Origin of the sequence: Corynebacterium sp. NML98-0116, from assembly GCF_001767255.1 — a bacterium.
Lineage (GTDB): Bacteria > Actinomycetota > Actinomycetes > Mycobacteriales > Mycobacteriaceae > Corynebacterium > Corynebacterium pseudogenitalium.
On record NZ_CP017639.1, the window covers coordinates 81639 to 101192 of the forward strand.

Here is a 19554-nt window from a genome sequence, read left to right on the forward strand (position 1 = left end):
GAGGACAGCTTTGTCATGGAGGACGTCGAAGACCCCGCCGGTGGTGTGTTCAAGCGCCGCCGCAGGTACCCGCGCGGCTCCTTTGTGTACCGCCAGTCCAGCCGCGACCGTGAACGCTCCGCGTCCTTCTACACCCCGCAGGTGCTCACGGAGTTCAGCGTCTCTCAGGCAGTCGAGGTGCTGCAGGAGGAAGGCCGCATCAGCTGCGCAGATGACGTGCTCACGCTGAGCATCTGCGAGCCGGCGATGGGCTCTGGTGCCTTCGCCGTCGAAGCCGTCCGCCAGCTCGCGGAGTGCTACCTGGACCTGAAAGAACAAGAACTCGGCGAGCGCGTCCCCGCCGAAGAACGCGCCGTCGAATTGCAAAAAGTGAAGGCCTACCTGGCGCTGCACCGCGTGTACGGCGTGGACCTCAACCCCACCGCCGTCGAGCTCGCCGAGATTTCGCTCTGGCTGGACACCATGACGGCTGGCCTAAAGGCGCCATGGTTCGGCCTGCACCTGCGGCGCGGAAACTCCCTGGTCGGCGCATTGCGCGCCACCTTTAGCAAGGAGCAGCTGAACAAGAAGGCGTGGCTGAAGGCTGTGCCGCGCCGGGAGTACGCGCCGGGCCGCATTCACCACTTCCTCCTCCCCTCTGAGAGCTGGGGTGCCGCAGCGGACGCGAAGGACCTGAAGAAGCTCGCCGCCGAGGAACAGAAGGCGTTGAAGGCGTGGCGTAGGTCCATGTTGGTCAAGCCGACAGGCCCACAAGCTAAACGCCTGTTGAACCTGGCTCAACGCGTTGAGTTCCTGTGGTCCGTAGCCCTTGCCAAGATGCAGATTGCGGAATCACAAATCCGCCGCGACATTGACCTGTGGGGCCGCGACCCCGAACCCGCCACCGGCGTGGTCACGCGCGAGCAGATCGAGCGCGAACTCCTCCACAACGAGGAAGGCGCCTACCGGCGTCTCCGGCTGGTGATGGACGCCTGGAACGCCCTGAAGTTCTGGCCACTCAATGAGGTGTTGGACACCGAGCTTCCCGATTGGGACGAGTGGCTGGACACCCTGCAGGACATCCTGGGCAAAGAGGCCGAAGCCCGCGACGAGGCCCAGATGGTCGTTGGCCGCGCCACAACCTGGGATGAGTTGCACGAACTGGAAACCACCGACCTCGGCCTGTCTGGTGCCCTGTCCATGGAGCGCATCCTGAGCGCCCACCCGTGGATCGCCACTGTTCGCGACGTCGCCGAGGAGCAGGGCTTCTTCCACTGGGACCTCGACTTCGCCGCCGTCTTCGCCGAGGGTGGCTTCGACCTGCAAGTGGGTAACCCACCGTGGGTGCGTCCCCGTGGCGACCTGGACGGGCTCTACTCGGAGCTGGACCCGTGGTTCTCCCTCGCCCACAAGCCGACGCAGGCCGTGAAGAACGAACGCCGCGCCCACTGGAACGACGACGCCCGCATGCGCGACATCGTATTCAAAGGCACCGGCGATATCGTTGCCACCGCGAATGTGCTCGGCAACGTGTCCGACTACCCGCACCTGGCCAACCAACAGCCTGACCTCTACCGCGCGTTCATGGAACGCACCTGGTCCAACGCCTCGAAGCGAGGCGTGGTATCCCTCATCCACCCGGAGTCCCACTTCACCGAAAAGAAGGCCGCTCCCCTACGCCGAGGCGCGTACCTGCGGCTGCGGAGGCACTGGCAGTTTATTAATGAGCTCTCACTTTTCGACGTCCACCACCTCGTTTCCTATGGTGTACACGCTTATGGACCTGAGCAGGAAACTGCCGACTTTATCCAGGCAGCACACCTTTACCACCCACGCACCGTCGAAGAGTCACTGCAACACAACGGTGAGGGACCACTGCCCGGCTTGAAGGACGACAACTACAACTGGGACCAGCGGCCTCACAAGGACCGTATTCAGCACGTTAATCTCGACGCACTTAAGCTATGGGCCTCGATCTTGGGCGACTCGGAAGCCGACCCGCTTGAATCGCGCATGGTGTACACCGTGAACACCGAGGCAGCAAAGGTGTTGGAGAAGCTCGCAGCGCAGCCACGAATCGGTGAGCTTGGTTTGCAGTTCTCGAACGGCTGGCATGAAACTGGTGATAAGAAGAAAGGCTATTTTGACACCGGCTGGGCGCATCCTGATTCCTGGGACAACGTCATTATTCAAGGGCCGCATATCGGTGTTTCGACGCCGATGAATAAGCAACCGAACCCAACGCTGAAGAACAATCAGGATTGGTCCGAGATTGATCTGGAGGCGTTGCCAAGCGATTTCACTCCCGCTACTGCCTACCAGCCAGATCGAGAGAAGAAGCCAACCTACGACTCCGACTACACGCAGTGGGAAGTCAAGGGTGAACGGCAATCTGCGAGGGGCTTCTACCGAGTTGCCTGGCGCGCAATGGCAGCGACCACAGGCTACCGAACTTTGTACCCAACGATTTTCCCCCCGGGCACAGCTCACATTCATGGTGTCTGTTCAGCGGCAAAACCAGGAGACAACCGAGCAACGGTGACGACGGCAGCTGTGTTGTCGTCGTTACTATCTGATTTTCAAATTCGGGTTAGTGGTATCGCCAATTTATATGGACCTGCAATAGAACACTTGGTAAGGCCAAATGAGGTGAAGAATGTGGAGAGCCTCATTCGCATCTACCTCCGCCTCAACTGCCTGACCGAAGCGTACGCACCACTCTGGGAAGAGATCATTGGTGAGAAGTGGACGGTAGACACGCCGATCCGCAACGCCCTTGAGCGGCGGCGAGCACAGTGGGAGATTGACAGAATTGTCGCAGAAAGCCTCGGGGTCAGCGAGGACGAGCTTGAGATGATCTACCGCACCCAGTTCCCCGTCATGCACCGGTATGACCAGGAAGACCTTTACGACACGAACGGTCGCAAAGTACCGAAGGAGGTCGTCAAGGAACACGAAAAGTGCAAGGGTGACGCCCAACTCACCGAGCAAGAGCGCACTTGGACGCACCCACAATCGCAGGTGGAGTATACGTTTGAGTACCCGTTCCTCACCTACGACCAGTGGGAGCATCAAAGAGTGCGAGCAAAGGAATCGTAGCCTGACTCAGTTTGAAATAAAGTGCATATACGAATTGTGCTATTGCGACACGAAGGATGAACATGATCGAATGCCCACCAGTTTTCCAACTTCACTCACTTGATCTTTGGTGGGAAGAGTATCTTTGCGAAACAGACCGCGAGGAGATCATCGCATACCTAACTGAATTTTCGCCTGAGTCATTGCAGAATGGGTATGGCGAGACCACCATTTACATGCCAAAAGGTGGCGAAGACTATACCGTCGAAACTGAAATAAAAGGTATCGCGAGCGGGATGGCTAGATTTTCCGACAACTTTGAATGTGTCGTGAAACTGTTCACCCTCCGACTTGCTCTTTTGGCAGAATCTGAAAACTTATTTCGCCTGCACCTTGGAATAATTGAGTTCGCTCACTTCCTGTACAAACGCCGTTCTGAACCGGGGGTTCTAGATGAAGCGACAAGATTCTATGCTTTGGCAGTCTCAGTAAGTGATGAGGTTTACGCTGAGCTTTCAAAAGAGCCATGGTTCGACGGGAATTGTATTAATGAAGCGGCTAAAAGGCTCTCAATAATTTTTGAGAAATCTGAGTTGTTCAACGTCGCTTTACAGGTAATCGAGAAAGTACGTGCTGAAGGATGGCCCGGGGACTGGAGCAACAGGACCAGACGAATTCAGCGGAAGCTAGAGAAACAAGGCGTGAGTAGTGCGAACACTGATTACGCAGTAGAAGAAGCACTTGCTACTGCGCTGTTTCAGCCACGAGACGTCATCGAAGTATATGAGTCTCTAAAGGATGGTTTCGAGGATGTCTTGAACCGGGTTTCTGTGTCTCGGCCTTGGGTGATTGAGAGCAGTGACCCTCCCGAACCAATCCCGGGCCCGAAGTCAGGGCCGGTGAAACTGCAAAGGCTCGATGTGCGAGTAGCAGTTGATATGTCGAATAAGCTTTTCGAAGTAACTAAAGGCACGACAACTCGCCAGGCTCAATTTCCGCCTGTTACGCGAAAGTTTATCGATGTTGAATGGTGGGAATTCATAAATATCATCGCAGCTGCATCTGATCGACAAGGCGGAATCCGGGAAGGCGTTGAGCAATGGTGGGTGTTGGAAACTGAGCCCCTCGAGATGCAGAAAGTGAGTCCATCGAAAGCACCTCGATTTGAATTCACTCTGCTTTCCAATGACCCGTATGGATTAACAAAGAAATCTGACCCGTTCGCAAGTCTCCATGGATTCAGAAAACTCAACTGGAACACGGGTGAGTCGCTACTCAGGAAAAACAAATACGCTAATCGACCCAGGCCAGCCTATTTATACTTTGAATCGGATCATCATAGAAGGAGAGTAAGCACGGGATATATCGGCGGAGAGGATAGAAATATTTGGGATAACGAAATAAATCTAGGCGGAATTATGGATGATACAAACTTCGATTTATACTCTAAGCTCGCGAGTGCAGTCGAGTCCGGTCTAGAACATGGTTTCACGCCTACAGGCCCGTGGGTCGGGCGGTTTATCACCGGCGCCGAGCCAGGAACTTTTGAATGTGGTTTTTATGCGCGTGCTGAGTTTTCCAAACCAGGATTCAGCGCCCCGATGTGGCTTGATTAGAAGGAAAGTTGACTCTGTCGGCACAGATCAGCACTTGCCTAGTGCCCTCCCGTGCAAAGACGCAAACTAGTGGATTACGTTGCAGTTGCAATTGCAACGCCGAGGCCTTCATTAGGCCTGCGGTCTGAACAGCACCTACTTATCGCAGAAGAGCTTGTTGGTGGAGGATAGATTGAGGATGGTGTAGTCTTTTATAGCCTGCTCTGACAAGCCTGCGGATACCAGCTTTTCGTGCAGCACAGCTACGATCATTTGTGCTCCAGTCTCTTCGCAAACATCGATAATGTGCCGCAGGTCGTCACCCTCGATGTTTTCAATGACATCATGAATGAAAAAGCGTGGGACAATAGTGTTGCTTGATTTTGCAAATTCTTGGTAAGCAAGATCGTAGGCAGCCATTAATGACTTGCGGGAACCGCTGCTGGCTCCATTCGGCAGCACAATTTCCATCGGGAAATGTGTTATATCCTGATCGTATTTGAGCACCGGATGTTCCTGATTAATTTCTTCAGAAAACTCGCTGAAGAAGTAGTTGAAAGACGCGATGCGTTGTTTCGCTTGGTGCTTGCTCGCTTCGATCGTTTTTTTGTGTTGCTCTAGTTCAGTCTCCAATGACGTAATCTCTTCCTCGAACTGTTCGGCGGTATTGACAATCTCCTGGAGCTCACCAATTCTTAAAGTCTGCTCTGTGATTTTATGGTTTAATTCTCGGAATTCATCCAAAGCAGGATCATTCAGTACCTCGTGGTTGCCGGCTAACTCTGCAATTTCATTCTGCGTGGCTAGCAGCTGTTCATGTGTATCGGATTTCAGATCGGAGAAATATTTAAGTTTGTTTTCTATTAGGCGTTGGTTGAAGCTGAGCATTTGCTTGAAAGTCTTATCCAAGTGCGGGATCAGCTTGGCGACCTCAGCGTAGAATTTGCTCTGGATATCGATCTCAGCCTGTAGATCACGTTCTTGCTCGATTTCTTGGATACTAAGATCAATCATTGTTAGATGATATTCGAGTTCATTTTTCCTTTCGTAGGCACGTGAGAATTGACTATAGAGTTCGGCTTGAGCGTCTTTGAATTTGTGGAAAGCCGGTAGATCTGTTATTGCTTCTAGTTTTTGTTCGAGGATATTGAGGGATTCAATCGATGCGTCGAGCTCGGATTTCGTTGCATTTATTTCATCGGTATCCCGAAGCTTTAGGTATGTTTTGCGGGCGTTCTTTATTGCGTTCAACTTACTGCTGACTTCAGCAGATTGAGATTTGTCTATATGACTGCCGAGTCCAAACAATACATCGTAGATTGAGTGGTAATCCGAGTGGCTTGTAGATTCAAGATTTTTCAAAAACCCTGGGTCATCACTGCGGGCTGAAATTCGTATAAACGACTTGATCAGCATCCGAAATGTCGGCTTAGCTGTTCCGTGCGCAAAGAAGATTTCATTTAGTTTTCGTACATATTTTTCGTAGCTGTACTGAGAGCCGTTGATGTAACGCGTACCACGTTCGAATAATTCAACTCTACAGGTTAATTCGTCCTCGTGATCCAGGATAGAAAGATCCGGTGTAAAAACGGCTTCGATTGCTATTCGAGAGTCATTGATTAGATTTTTGAGCTCGGAGTTTTCCTGCTGGAGCTGGTGGTCATAGTAGATGATCTTCTTATCTTTGGCCCCTAGTAACAGGTCGAGACAGCGCAGGAACGTAGTTTTTCCAACTTTGTTGTGTTTGTTGGATTTTTCGTTGTCAACGACGAGATTAATTCCTTGGCGAAATGCAACTGTGCGCAATGGGATATCGGTATCAGTTGCTATTATCTGAAATGTTTTGATGTACATGTAAGAAGCCACATTCGTCTAAATAGATCAAGTTGTTGAGGTACAGAAAGTCAAGAGCGAATAAGTAAGTACGGTACTGCATGTGGAGCGATTGGTGTTCATTTTTTGAAGCTCGGAACAAGCCAAGTGAATCTATAGCTCCATGCTTTGCGATGTCATGCAGAAGTTCTGCGGCCTTATAAAACACGGTGTGCTTCGGATGGGCGTTTCGGTCTAATATGATCATCGTTTACTCATCTTCGGTGGGACTTCTAGAACCTTACATTTCGATACCCCAACTTCAACGAGTGCCGTACAAAAATGTTGGACTGTCTCAACCTCTAAATCAAGCGCAGCGAAACGAGGATCGTTTTGGACTGTCTCTTGTATGTGATCCGCGAGTTCTTTTAGTACCTTGTCGGCGGCGCCCGGGGTTTGTTGCCATTTAGGCTCTGGAGGCATTAGTAAACAGTATTTTCGCTCCAGCGATTTGATGATTGTTTCAGAATTTGGAACATCATCTAGGACTTTGTCAACTAATTGAAATTCTCGAGCAAAGGTTCTAAAAAGCCGCCTTTGGTTTATGACGTTCTTAAACGTTAGCTTTTTCTCTAGCTCGGAGGGGAGATTGGTGAGGTCAAACGACCCCGATTCGTCGTTGGCGTCCGAATATAGTTTGAGCAATTTGTAGATATGAGTTTTCTGAAGCTTTTGAGGCCCTTGGGCGTAGTAATTATTGTCGCCAAAATGCTGTGTCGAATTATTCCCTGAGTTTTTCGCGCTGATTCTACCATTAGTGCTCAGCATGGTTGCCTACGCTCTGGGATGAATTCGCCCCGGAATTTTTCATCTTGATGTCCGAAAACGCTGTGCTATTACTGCCTTGTTTGATCTGCTTCTTGAGAGAATTGACTTGGCAAGTGCTGGCAATAGCTAGGGCGGATGCTATACAACTCAGCACAAGGGAGATAGTTTCGAGCATTGACTTCCATTCTTTAAAGGAGATACCTGTTTCCCTGGCCGTGAAATCGACGGGGGGATGCTCGTATATTACATGCATAGACTTGTGATCGATTCCATTTTTAGCGAAACAAGATGCGAATGGCCCGGCCAACTGCACGCTCTCAATGACTAATCTAATGGCGGTGTGTAACATTCACCACGAATACGTCACCAGGGAGCCCGCATGTCCACGTTGATCCCCGTTCACGCCTCCAACCACGTGCTTGAAGGTGTCAGTGAGTACCTGGCCACCACATTCTCGCTGGCCAGTCAAGACACGTCGGCGGCGCTCAAAGCGTTCCTTGAAGACTCCAAACAAGGCATGTTCCATGGACCATACGTGCGCACACGCTTGCCCTACGCGCGGGCAACAGGGTGGGAAGGGCTGCTCGGGTGGCTACCGGACTGGTTCAAGCCCTACCACCACCAGGCACAAGCGTTTCGTCGGCTCCGCTCCCTGGATGAAGGCGGGCAGCGCCGCCCAGAGCCAACACTGGTGATCACGGGTACCGGCTCCGGTAAAACGGAAGCTTTCCTCTACCCCGTGCTGGACCACGCGCGTCGCATGCGCGCGCAGGGGCAACGCGGCGTGAAAGCGCTGCTGCTCTACCCCATGAACGCGCTGGCGAACGACCAGGCGAATCGTCTTGCAACGCTGCTCACCGAGGAAGCCGCCCTCGCAGGGGTGACGGCGGGCATTTATACCGGTGAGCAGGCCGGAAGCAACGTGACCAAGGTGTCCAAGAAGTCCCTCATCACGTCGCGCCAACAGATCCAACAAGACCCGCCGGACATCCTGCTGACGAACTACAAGATGTTGGACCAGCTGCTGCTCCGCCCGGCGGACAGGGAGATCTGGCGCAACTCCGCCACCAGCCTGCAATACATTGTGCTCGATGAGTTTCACACGTACGACGGCGCCCAAGGCACTGACGTGGCACTCCTGCTGCGCAGGCTTGGTCTGCAGCTGAAGAAGCATCAACCGGCAGGGTTCCTCTCCCCCGAGGCAGCCGCGCGGCCGCTCGGGCAGGTCACGCCGGTGGCTACCTCCGCGACGCTGGGCGGGGAGGATGAGGCGCACAAGGTGCTGGGGTTCGCAAAGACGATCTTCGGCGAGACCTTCAACGAGGACGCGCTGGTTGGGGAGACGGTGCTCTCCTACGAGCAGTGGCGCGATGAGATCGCGCAGGCCTACGGGCAGGCGCACACGGACGCGTTCGTGCAGGTGGATGCGGATGTGATTCGTGGGATCGTCGAAAAGGTGGCTGCGCGCGTGGAAGCAGGTGAAGAGTACGCAGCAACCTGCCTGACAGTATTTCGTGGCGAGCTCCTGCACTGCGCAGACAACTTGGATGCCACCACTGCCGCCTTCGCAGCGCACCCGCTGACCAAGGCGGTGCTGCAGGCCTCCGCGCACGCGATCCCGCTCACCCAGCGCGAAGGCAGCGCGCAGGACACGCTGCCGCACCGGGTACTCGACAGCCAAGACCAGTACCTCGTGCGCGCCGTCGGGGAGGATACCGCGGCGGAGTTCACCACCCATGCGCTCACCGTGGTGTCCTACCTGCGCGCGCTCGCAGGCGACGCCTACGGCTTCGAAGGCAAACGCCTGCCCGGTGTGGAAACGCACCTGTGGGTTCGCGAAGTCTCCCGCGTGGACCGCGCCGTCACCCCAGTTGAGGACGGTCACATCTTCCGCTGGTCAGACGACGGCGCAGTGGAAGAGACCGGCGACTCCGCCGTGTGGCTGCCCGCCTGCTACTGCCGCAAGTGCGGGCGCGCAGGGTGGATGACGTCCCTGGAACCAGGCACGGACTCCCCTGTTTTCGACGTGGCCAAGATCCGCGCCGGCTCAATTGAGGATCGCAGCCGGCAGCGCGCGCTGCTGGACGCCACGAACGAATACCACCAGGCGCAGAAGCGTGGCACCGACTTCACTACTGGCGGCAGCGGCTCGGACGCCCGCGCGTTGCTGTGGCTGCACACCGGCACCCGCGAGTTGAGCCGCACTCAACCCTCCGAGGAAGCGCTCGCGGACGGACTGTCCGTACCGGTGCTCACCTTCGCAGGGCTTGAGGCGGACGAGCTCGCGCAGGCGCAAACCTGCCCCTCCTGCGGGGAGGCGGGCTCCATCCGCTACATCGGCTCCGCCGTGGCAACGCTGCTCTCCGTGGGGCTGTCGAACCTCTTCGGCATGGCGGACCTGGAGAGCCGGGAGAAGAAGACCCTCGTGTTCGCGGACACGGTGCAGGACGCGGCGCACCGCGCCGGGTTCGTGCAGTCGCGCTCCCACGCCTTCGGCCTGCGTACGTTCATGCACAACGCTGTGGGCGATGAGGTGCTCTCGCTCGCGGACGTGCCACGCCGCATGGTGGAGGCCGCCGATGCCTCCGGGGAGAAGTATCGTGCGCGCTACGAGCTGCTCCCGGCCGAAATCGCGCACACCCCGAACTTCCGCGCCTTCTGGGACCCGGACGCTGACCCGCAAAGCAGGCGTGCCTCCCGCACGAGCGCGCTCGAGCGCATCGCATTCGACGTCGCCCTCGAGTTCGGCCAGCGCGGGGACCTGCCACGCTCCCTTGCCCAGACGGGCGCGCTGTCCGTGGCGGTGGACGTGCCGGACGCCGTGCTGGAATCCGCAGGCAAAGTGGCCCTGGATGCCGTGGCCAGCCCCACCACCGCCATGCAGGACAAGCGCTTACGAATGCAGTGGCTGCGCGGACTGCTCGAGCAAGTCCGGGAACGCGGCGCCATCAACCACCCGTGGCTCAAGCAGTACCTCACCAATGACGGCAACGCCTGGTTCGTCAACAACCGCAACGCCAAGTCCCGCGGCGTGCCCTCCTTCCCACGCGGCGGCGCGCCCGAGTTCCCCCGCTCCGGGAAGAAGATCGACGACAAAGACCGCGGCATCACCCCACTCGGCAGCCCGCGCGGGCGCTACGCACAGTGGACGGAGAAGGTCCTGGGCATTACGCCTCACGACGCCGCCACCGTCCTGACCACGCTCTTCCACGAGCTGGCCAACCGCGACGTGCTCACCGCCATCCAAACCCAAAGCGGCGGCATCATGTACGCGCTTGAGCCCGAGCAAATCATCCTCACGCAGGAAGCGCAGCCGCACGTGCTGGAGTGCAACGTGTGCAACGCGCACATGGCGCTCGCCGCGACCACCCGCACGCTGCTCACCGGCATGGCGTGCACCACCCAAGGCTGCCCCGGCACCTTCGAGCAAAGCGCGGTGCCAGCCAACTACTACCGCACCCTGTACACCTCCAAGCAGGTGCGCTCCGTCGTCGCCGCTGAGCACACGGGCCTCATCCCCAAAGACGAGCGCCTTGCCCTCGAGCGCATCTTCCGCGGGGACCTCGCCAGCGGCACCCCGGCCCCGGATGCCCCGAACGTCCTGGTTGCCACCCCGACGCTCGAGATGGGTATCGATATTGGTGACCTGTCCACCGTCATGCTCTCCTCCCTGCCGAACAGCGTGGCCAACTACGTGCAGCGCGTTGGCCGCGCCGGGCGCCTGACCGGCAACTCGCTGGTGCTTGCCTTCGTCCGCGGGCGTGGCGCGTCGCTGCCGAAGCTGAACCAGCCGCTCTCCGTCATCGCGGGCAGCGTCGAACCGCCCGCCGCGTTCCTGTCGGCCACGGAGATCCTGCACCGGCAGATCACCGCCTACGTCATCGACTCCATCGATTTCGACGTCCTCGGCATCCAACTGCGCCAGGCCACCTCGGTGTTCTCACCGAAGGCACGCCCCGCCCCGCTTGTTGATGTCCTCGTGGAACACCAGCACGACGCCCACGAGAGCAACGCGTGGGTGGATGAGTTTTTGGGCACGCTGGACGCGGAGCACGTCGATAAGGAAACCCTCGAGCACGCCCGCGAGTGGGCGCTCGGTGGCGGGCCTGACTCCATGGCGGGGGACTTGAAGCGCGCGCAACAACGCTGGGAACAGCACGTGCGTGTCTACCAGGAGCGCGAGCGCGTCCTCGATGCCCGCTGGAAAGAACTCGAGAAGCTCAATGCCTCCAACCAGGACGAACGCCACAAGGATGAGGACCTTGAGCGCGAACTGCGCGCCGTGAAGTCCGCCCTGCGCCGCGTGCGACGCGACCTGAAGGAGCTCGCACTCGACGAGCACTGGGTCTCCGCCATGGAGCGCTACGGGCTGCTGCCCAACTTCGCCCTCCTTGACGATTCTGTGGAACTGTCCGTCTCCGTGAGCACGCTGAACCCCTCCACCCTCGAGCTGGAGCCCGAACCCTTCGAGCTCACCCGCGGCGTGGCCTCCGCCCTGCAGGAATTCGCTCCCGGCGCGACGTTCTACGCCCGGGGTATCGCTGCGAGGATCGACTCCGTCGAGCTAGGCGACGACGCCTCCGATGTCACCGCGTGGCGCCTGTGCCCCGCGTGCTCCTATGCCGAGCCTGCGGACGCGCGCGAGCCCGGCGCGTGCCCGGTGTGTCACTCGGCGGCGTTTGCGGATAATGGCCAGTGCATTGATGCGGTGCACCTGCGGAAGGTGTCCGCCTCTGTGGACCGCAGCCAGGCCACGATTGACGGGCGCAGTGAGCACCGCGTGAGTACCTGGTTCCATTCGACGATGAGCTTCTCCGTGCCCGAGCACGGTCAGGGTGGGGCGTGGTACCTTTCCGGCGGTTTCGGTGCCGAATACTTGCGTGTGGTGGACCTGAGCTGGTTCAACCTGGGCAACGGGCACGCCGTGCCGCGTATGTTTGCTGGCCGGGAGATCCAGGCGCCGCTGTTTACGGTGTGTAAGCACTGTGGTCACTTGGATTCGGCGCGTGGGGAGAACTCGAAGTGGGACCACAGGCCGTGGTGCCCGCAGCGCAACGAGCTCAACGAGGACGTCATGAGCGTGGCGCTCGCCCGCACGCTTCGCACCCAGGGCGTGCTGCTGCACATCCCGGAGCGCTTCAGCGCGGGCGATAACACCACGATCCCGTCGCTGGCGGCGGCGATCCGCCTCGGCTTTAAGGAGGTACTCGGCGGCGATCCGGACCACCTGAACGTCACCCCGGTGAAGGTGCCGAAGGAAAGCGGCGGCGCAGTCGAAGCGCTGATGCTGCACGATAACGTGCCAGGCGGCACCGGCTACCTCTCCCAGTTCGCGGACCCGGAATCGGTGCGCAACCTGCTGCTGCGCGCGTACGAGCGCGTCGTGTCCTGCACCTGCGCGGCCGATGATCGTCTGGCCTGCCCGCAGTGCCTGCTGCCGTACGCGCGCCCGCAGCAAATCGAGGTCACCTCGCGCGCCGCCGCACAGCGTGCGCTGCTGTCCATCCTCGCCGACCAGGACCATCCCGACCCGGCAACGGACCCGGCCTCAGTCACCTGGGACCCACAGCGCGAAGCCCCCACGATCGACCAGGGCAGCCAGCTGGAAATCCGCTTCCGCGAGACCCTGCGCCAGGCGCTCGAGGACCGCAACGCGGAGATCACCCAGCGGCCCACCGCCACCAGTATGGAGTGGCACATCCGCTTCCCCTCCGGGGAGCAGTGGGTGATGAACGAGCAGGAGGACTTCGGCTATACCCGGCCGGACTTCCTCTTCCGCCACCGCAGCAACCGCCAGGTGCGCAGCGTCGCCCTCTTTACCGACGGCTACGCCTACCACGCCTCCCCCGACGTGTTCCGCTTCGCCAGCGACATGGACAAACGCGCCCGCCTCGCCACCGAGCGTTACCTGCCGTGGACCATCACCCACCAGGACCTCAACTGGTTCGACGCCGAAACCAAAGGCACCGCGGAACCACCCGCCTGGCGCGACCCCCGCGGTATGGCCCAAGGCGGCGCCTTGCCGGCCCTGGACTCCCAGGCCATGGAGACAATCGTGTCCTCCCCACTTACCCAGCTGCTGCACTACCTGGGCAACCCACGCGATAAAGCGTTCGCCTCCTACGGGGAAGGCCTTACCGTGCTGCTCTTGGCCAGGATGTTTAGCGCGGGTAGCGCCCCTGACGGGAGTGTGTTGCGCTACCTCAACGACATTGAGCTCACCTTCGAGCAAATCGGCAACCGGCTGCTGCCCACCACGCTTAACATCGACGTGACCGGCCACAGCCTCCCCACCGAACTCTGGAACGACTACCTGCGCTTTTCCAACCTTCTCTACCTTTCCGACGAGCCCGTCACCGTCACCACCAGCGAATCCACCAGCGCCAGCGTGCCCGCTGTGCCCGCCGGGCCCACTGTGCCTTCGGGGCCGGAGGTGGGCGTCGACAAGCCTGTTGCTGACGAGGTCGCACCTGAGTGGGTCGAAGCCATCGAAGAATTCGAAGGCGAAGGTGCCGTCACCGAAGCCCTGCAGAAACTCGCCGCCGCCGGTGCCTCCACCAACATCCTGGTCGGCGAGGAACTCGAAGGCCTCATGACTGTGGTGCAATGGCCCGAGCGCCACGTCGTTGTCCTGTACGACGCCGCCGACGCCGAATCCCCCGCCGAAGCCGCCCTCCGGCGCGCCGGGTGGACCGTGCTCACCCCAGAAACCATCACTGACGACGCAATGAGAAAGGTCATGCCATGAGCATCCCCGTCACCATCAGCTACTACGAAAAGCTCAACGTCGACGGCAGCCTCAAGTCCCAAGTGTTCGACTTCGGACAGAAGCTCATGAAGGACCCCACCAACCCGTCGCTCAACATCAAGACGATCAACAACGCGGTGGACAAGCGCGTGCGCACCGGGCGCATCAACAAACAGTTCCGCGCCGTCCTCTTCGAGCTTCGCGACGCCACCACCCACCACTTCGTCCTCGTCGACGTCGACTCCCACGATGAAGGCATCTCAAAAGCCCGCCGCCTCGACCCGGCCAAACTGCGCCTGGACGTCAACCCCATCAACGGCATCACCACGCTCATCCAAGAGACGGGGCCGGCGTTGGATGCTGCAGTACCTGCTGCTCCTGCCGCAGCCCCTTCGGCTCCGCCGACCGCGACCTCCCGCCCCGCCGACGCCCTCACTGCCCATGGCTACACCCCGGACTCCCTCTACACCGACCTCGGCATTGATCCCCACTTCACCCAACAAGTCCTCGACTTGGCCACCGACGCCGACCTCGACCCGCTCCTCGCCACCCGCCCTGCCTGGGAAAACGAGGCCATGACCGGCCTGCTCGCCGGGTTCAGCGTCGACGAAGTCCGCGACCAACTCGACCTCTACGTCACCTCCCCAGCCGACGCCCCCGACCCCACCGACGATTCCCGCGTCATCGCCGGCCTCAAACAAACCGCCGCCGCCCTCGAGTTCGCCTACATCGGCGACGGCGACACCGACGCCCTACGCAACGTCATCGAAACCGGCGACTTCGACAAGTGGCGCACCTTCATCCACCCCGAACAGCGCCGCATGGCCAAAGGCGACTACAAAGGCTCCGCCCGCGTCTTCGGCGGCGCCGGCACCGGCAAAACCGTCGTCGCGCTGCACCGCGCCAACAACCTCATCACCACCCGCCCACAGGCCCGCATCCTCCTCACCACCTACACGCGCGGCCTCGCCGACGGCCTCAAATCCCAAATGACCATCCTCAACCCCACCTTCCCCGAAGCCACCTCACCAGGCGCGCCGGGCCTCTACATCGAGAACATCGACGCCATCGTGCGCAAAATTCTTCTCGACGCCACCACCGCCGAAATCGAACACGCCACCCGCAGCGTTCTCGGCGTCGCCGCGAAAGCCGTCAAACCCTACACCGACGCCCAGGCCCAAAGCGTGTGGGACAGCGTCCTGTTCGACGCCGACGACGCCCTCCCCACCGAGATCGCGAACCAGACCTTCCTCGCCGCGGAGTACGAAACCATCGTGCTTGCCCACGGCATCACCACCCAGGCCGAATACCTCCGCGTCGCCCGCACCGGCCGCGGTACCCCGCTGAACCGTAAGCAGCGCAAGCTAGTCTGGCCGCTGCTCGAGTCCGTCCTGCAAACCCAAGCTATCGACGGCAAACTCCTCTGGCCCACCATGTCCGCCATCGGCGCCGCCGTCCTCACCGTGCGCGGCCCAATCTTCGACCACGTCGTCGTCGACGAGGCTCAGGACTTCAACGCCGGACACTGGCACTTCCTGCGCGCCAGCGTCGCCCCCGGCCCCAACGACATCTTCCTCGCCGAGGACTCCCACCAGCGCATTTACGGCCAGCCGCTCGTGCTCAGCCGCTTCGGCATCTCCACTCGCGGCCGCGCTTCTCGACGCCTCACCCTCAACTACCGCACCACCCGCGAAAACCTCGACTACGCCCTCCGCATCCTCGACGGCTCCGAGAACGCCTACATCGACGGCGAAGGCGAAACCGACAACACCTTCGGCTACCGCTCCGCACGCTCCGGCCCCGAACCGACGCTCGTGCGCTGCACCGACCCCACCGAGGAATTCGACGCCGCCGCCCACTTCATCGGCACCTGGTTAGAGGAGGACCCCAACGCCCGCATCGGCGTCATGTGCCGCACACGCGGCCAGATTCCCCGCATCCTCTCCGGACTTCGCGACCACGGCATCGAAGCCATCCAAACCAAAAACGCCGACACCGCCGCCCACGAACAGGTCTCCGTCATGACCATGCACGGCGCCAAAGGCATGGAGTTCACCCACGTCGTCCTGATGGGCGTCGGCCGCAACATCCTCCCCCAGCGCTTCCGCCTCCGCGGACTCGCCGAAGCCGAAGTGGCACACGCCCTCCAGCAGGAGCGCTCCCTCCTCTACGTCGCTGCCTCCCGCGCCCGCGACGCTCTCCTCGTCACCACCCACGGCGAACCCTCCGACCTCCTCCCGGAGGTGTAGAAGTCGGCTGTAATTCCCGGGCGGCTTCGGATTACTCCCACCCGCAATTCTGTTCACAAAATCCCGACTCCGCGCGCGAAGCACTTCCCCACCCCACCTCAGAACGCCTCCAGCCTCCGCACCCACTGGGCGAGGGGGCTACCTTTTTCGCTGCTAGCGGGAACTGCAGAAACGGGACAAACGCTTCCACGCATCCCGCCAGTCCGTGGCTGAGCACGGATTTTTCCGAAGGAGCCTGCTTGTAGAGGTGGGAACAGGATGCCGACATCCATTGCCGTTGCCATTTGTGGGGGTGTGGAAGGAGCCATCAACTTTGCTTTCTAACACTCCACCCCGTTGCGGAAATCGAGTAGGAAGAAAACCTCCTATGAACTAGCAGATGATTTGGAAAGCGGAACCAAGTCATCGCCATCTTCTAAGGCCCAGAACTCTTCGCCCTTGAGGTTCGTTACGCCGAGGGAGTGCGTGGCTTCATCCAGTGAGTCAAAAATATTGACGCCATCGATGACAAGGTGGCCGTCCTCATTAATGACGGCATCAACAATCCAATCTGGATCAACCGGATCGAGAAGGTCGCCAGGTTTCAGCAGTCCGGCCTCAAAGAACTCCTGCAGGGTTCTAGACCCGGAACGTTCTTCAACGTCAGACGTAGAAATCACCGGTGCAGAGCCAGCTGTGATGTGGGCGAAAGCATCACGGATAACCTGGGCAATGAGGCTACGGCGGTTGGAAAGGAACTCGTCGTAGGACATGTTTTCCCAACCTTCTGGAATGGCATGCCAGTACATCTGTTGTTTCAGCCATTCCTCGTCTGGCGCGCGCTTCTCGACGAGTTCTTGCCAATAGTCCTTCGGGGCGCGATCCGAAATATGGATGTTGGTAGCCCAATCAGTGGGAGCGAAGTTAGCCACCTGGTTGATGCGCTTGAAGTCCGTAATCCCCAAAACCTTTTCCAGGTATTTGCGTGGAAACAGATGGTGGCCTTCGGTGCCCTTAGCCGCGGGCTGATTGGGATCCATCCAATCACGGACGCGCTCGTTGAGCATGAACATCTTGGCATCCAGGATGTTCAGCGCAGCGAGGTAGCACTGGTAATGCGGTGATAGGGCAGCGCCGGAAGTAACCAAGTTCTGAGGCAGATTGAAACGCCAGTAGTCTTCGGTGAGTTGAGTGCTAATCGTACGGTTAAGCAGCTCTTCGAAGCCATCCGCGTCGCCCTTGTCCAGCGCAGCAATCTGGTCGAGGTCCTTCTGGATTTGGGATTCCGATGAGCCCGTGTAGCGGGCGGTGAGTTGCGACATGAAGAGCCAGCGGGCAACCAGTGCGCGAAGGCGAGCGAGCTCGACGTCAAAATCATTGCGTCCAAGCAAGAAGATCACGTAAGAGTAGATGATGTTCATGTGCGAGGTGACGTTCCGGTTGGTTCGGAATCCAGCGGCCTGAATCGAACGAGTGAATTCCGTCCAGTTCGTGTGATCCACGACGACCGGTAGAGCGTCCTTGAGGAGCCCTAGTTCGCGTTCTTGACGCTCAGAGTTCACGCGGCCGGTGTGACGATCCTTTGCTTGAAGAGCGGCGTACGCATCTTGCAGTCGGCCTCGTCGCTGCCCGACAGCAACCATTGCACGAACAAGGTGGCCGTTCTCAACGTCAATATAGGGGTTGTGAGCCGTCCACTGAATTTCTTTCCCCAGTGCGGAGCTCGCATGAGCTGGGGACATACGGGAGTTGCGTGAAAACTCCTCGATTTGTTCACGGCCTTCAGGCCAAAAGACGCTGAGCCACGTCAGAATGTAGTCGTATGCCTTCAGTCGAACTCCTTCTGAGTTGATGCGAACGAAGACGTCAGCAACGAGGCGCTTGTCGGCCTCGCTCTGAAGGTGAACGACGTTGAACCGGTATTTCTCTAGCCCAGACAGTTTGCTAAAGACATCATGAACTGCCTCTTCTTCTTCATCGCTGAGAGTTCCGCCGGATTCTTCATACCTCTTGAAGAATGCTTTTCTTGCCTTGTAGGAGCTGGCGAAATAGGTCGAAATGTCTTCGACCCACTCCGGGGATTTGGCAATAGGTGGTGTACGAACCTCAAACTTCTCACTAAATGGATTGAACGCAATACGGATCCGCTTCTCGTTATAGTTAACGTCCCGGACAGGAAAGCCTTTTATTGCGGCATAAAGACTGGTCAAGCGCTGCTGGCCGTCGATAATTTGGTGCTGGCCGATGAAATTCGCGTCACCTGAAATTGATCGAGACTCACCGTCGGCAGCAACGTCCCAAAACATAAGCTCGCCTACTGGGTAGCCGCGGTACATCGAATCAAAAAGGTCACGAACCTTCGACGTGGGCCAGACAAATGGCCTCTGGAGATCTGGAAGTTGAATCCTTCCAGAGTGAACATCATTGACAAGTTGCTGCACGTCCCACGGGACAGTGCGGAAGATGGAGGCCATGGAGAGACCTTTCTAGAGTGACGTGAAAGAATTGATACCTTTTTAGAGTATCGCGCACTTCTGACACCTCTGCATGCGATTGCGCTGATGTGTTCGAGTGACGAAACTGCACCTGAAAAAGGCTCCGAACTTCGGGAAAACCTCGTTAGAGTTTCCGGCTCAGGATGGAAAGCCGATCGCCACAGTAGAACACCCTTTGCCACAAACCCCGAGTCCGGAAGGCCGGTGGTGCAAAGGCTTCTCTGTAGAAGCGAGGACGAGTGCTGTTTGCGTGGCCTGATCGTAAGCACCTGAATGACTTGTGGGGTATCGATGCAGATGCGCTCGTTGTGATCGAGTGGAACACAGAGGAAACCCAAGAGTGGATTGAGGACAATCAGCCCATCTTGCTACTTCATGATCGAACAACGCCCTACGTACCAGACGAAGAAGAAACGACTCATGCTGAGCCTCTGCCTAATGGGATTGATCGCATTCTGGAGTACGTTGCAAGGATGGCAGCCGGTTACTCCAGCGGGTTGAAATGGAATGAAGTAGACAAGCTAAAAGCGGACATGATGAATCGTCCTGATAGGTGGAAACCTGTAACGGTTGAGCAAGTTCGCGCTAAATGTAAAGAACTTGGTATGCGGCCGAACGATGTGGACACGATCGCAGATCTATTGCAGCGCCGGAAAGACGGGCGTTCTTTCCGGGTCGAACCTTCATATCGGAACTTTCATTCCTAGAAGAAACCAGCTTTAGAGACAGCCACGCGGACACGAGAGTTCGTAGAGCTTGCGGACTGTCTCGAGTCCGCGAGGCATCCTTGT

The 19554-nt window shown here is 58.5% G+C and carries 9 protein-coding genes; 5 read left to right on the forward strand and 4 right to left on the reverse strand.

Annotated features, from left to right (window positions below):
• Window positions 1-15: 15 nt before the first annotated feature.
• Both BJP05_RS00335 and BJP05_RS00340 read left to right on the forward strand, forming a co-directional pair.
• Window positions 16-3078, forward strand: coding sequence for a class I SAM-dependent DNA methyltransferase (locus tag BJP05_RS00335; RefSeq protein ID WP_240492764.1), 3063 nt, complete (start codon window positions 16-18; stop codon window positions 3076-3078).
• Between the two features lie 56 nt (window positions 3079-3134).
• Window positions 3135-4673, forward strand: coding sequence for a hypothetical protein (locus BJP05_RS00340; RefSeq protein ID WP_070361670.1), 1539 nt, complete (start codon window positions 3135-3137; stop codon window positions 4671-4673).
• A gap of 135 nt (window positions 4674-4808) precedes the next feature.
• On the opposite strand, the gene BJP05_RS00345 is transcribed toward BJP05_RS00340, so the two are convergent.
• The 3 genes from BJP05_RS00345 to BJP05_RS00350 are packed head-to-tail and all read right to left on the reverse strand — an operon-like array spanning window position 4809 to window position 7292.
• On the reverse strand, window positions 4809-6506 hold the full coding sequence (locus BJP05_RS00345) for a DUF2326 domain-containing protein (RefSeq protein ID WP_070361671.1): 1698 nt from the start codon (window positions 6504-6506) through the stop codon (window positions 4809-4811).
• A complete protein-coding gene (locus tag BJP05_RS11570) occupies window positions 6472-6732 on the reverse strand; it encodes an ABC-three component system middle component 6 (protein ID WP_371440788.1) in 261 nt (86 codons plus the stop codon). The genes BJP05_RS00345 and BJP05_RS11570 overlap by 35 nt, the downstream gene beginning before the upstream one ends.
• Entirely contained in the window at window positions 6729-7292 is a 564-nt protein-coding gene (locus tag BJP05_RS00350; RefSeq protein WP_070361672.1) for a hypothetical protein, read from the reverse strand. Before BJP05_RS00350 ends, BJP05_RS11570 begins: the two co-directional genes overlap by 4 nt.
• 379 nt (window positions 7293-7671) lie before the next feature.
• Between BJP05_RS00350 and BJP05_RS00360 the strand changes: the two genes are divergently transcribed.
• A complete protein-coding gene (locus tag BJP05_RS00360) occupies window positions 7672-14040 on the forward strand; it encodes a DEAD/DEAH box helicase (protein ID WP_070361674.1) in 6369 nt (2122 codons plus the stop codon).
• Window positions 14037-16289, forward strand: coding sequence for a 3'-5' exonuclease (locus BJP05_RS00365; protein ID WP_070361675.1), 2253 nt, complete (start codon window positions 14037-14039; stop codon window positions 16287-16289). The genes BJP05_RS00360 and BJP05_RS00365 overlap by 4 nt, the downstream gene beginning before the upstream one ends.
• Window positions 16290-16654: 365 nt before the next feature.
• Here the strand turns inward: BJP05_RS00365 and BJP05_RS00370 are convergent, their stop codons facing one another.
• Window positions 16655-18742 (reverse strand): DUF262 domain-containing protein, encoded by a 2088-nt coding sequence (locus BJP05_RS00370; protein WP_070361676.1) that lies wholly within the window; start codon window positions 18740-18742, stop codon window positions 16655-16657.
• A 260-nt stretch (window positions 18743-19002) separates the two neighbouring features.
• Between BJP05_RS00370 and BJP05_RS00375 the strand changes: the two genes are divergently transcribed.
• Window positions 19003-19470, forward strand: a complete 468-nt coding sequence (locus BJP05_RS00375) for a hypothetical protein (protein WP_083290909.1) — start codon at window positions 19003-19005, stop codon at window positions 19468-19470.
• The last annotated feature ends 84 nt before the right edge of the window (window positions 19471-19554 follow it).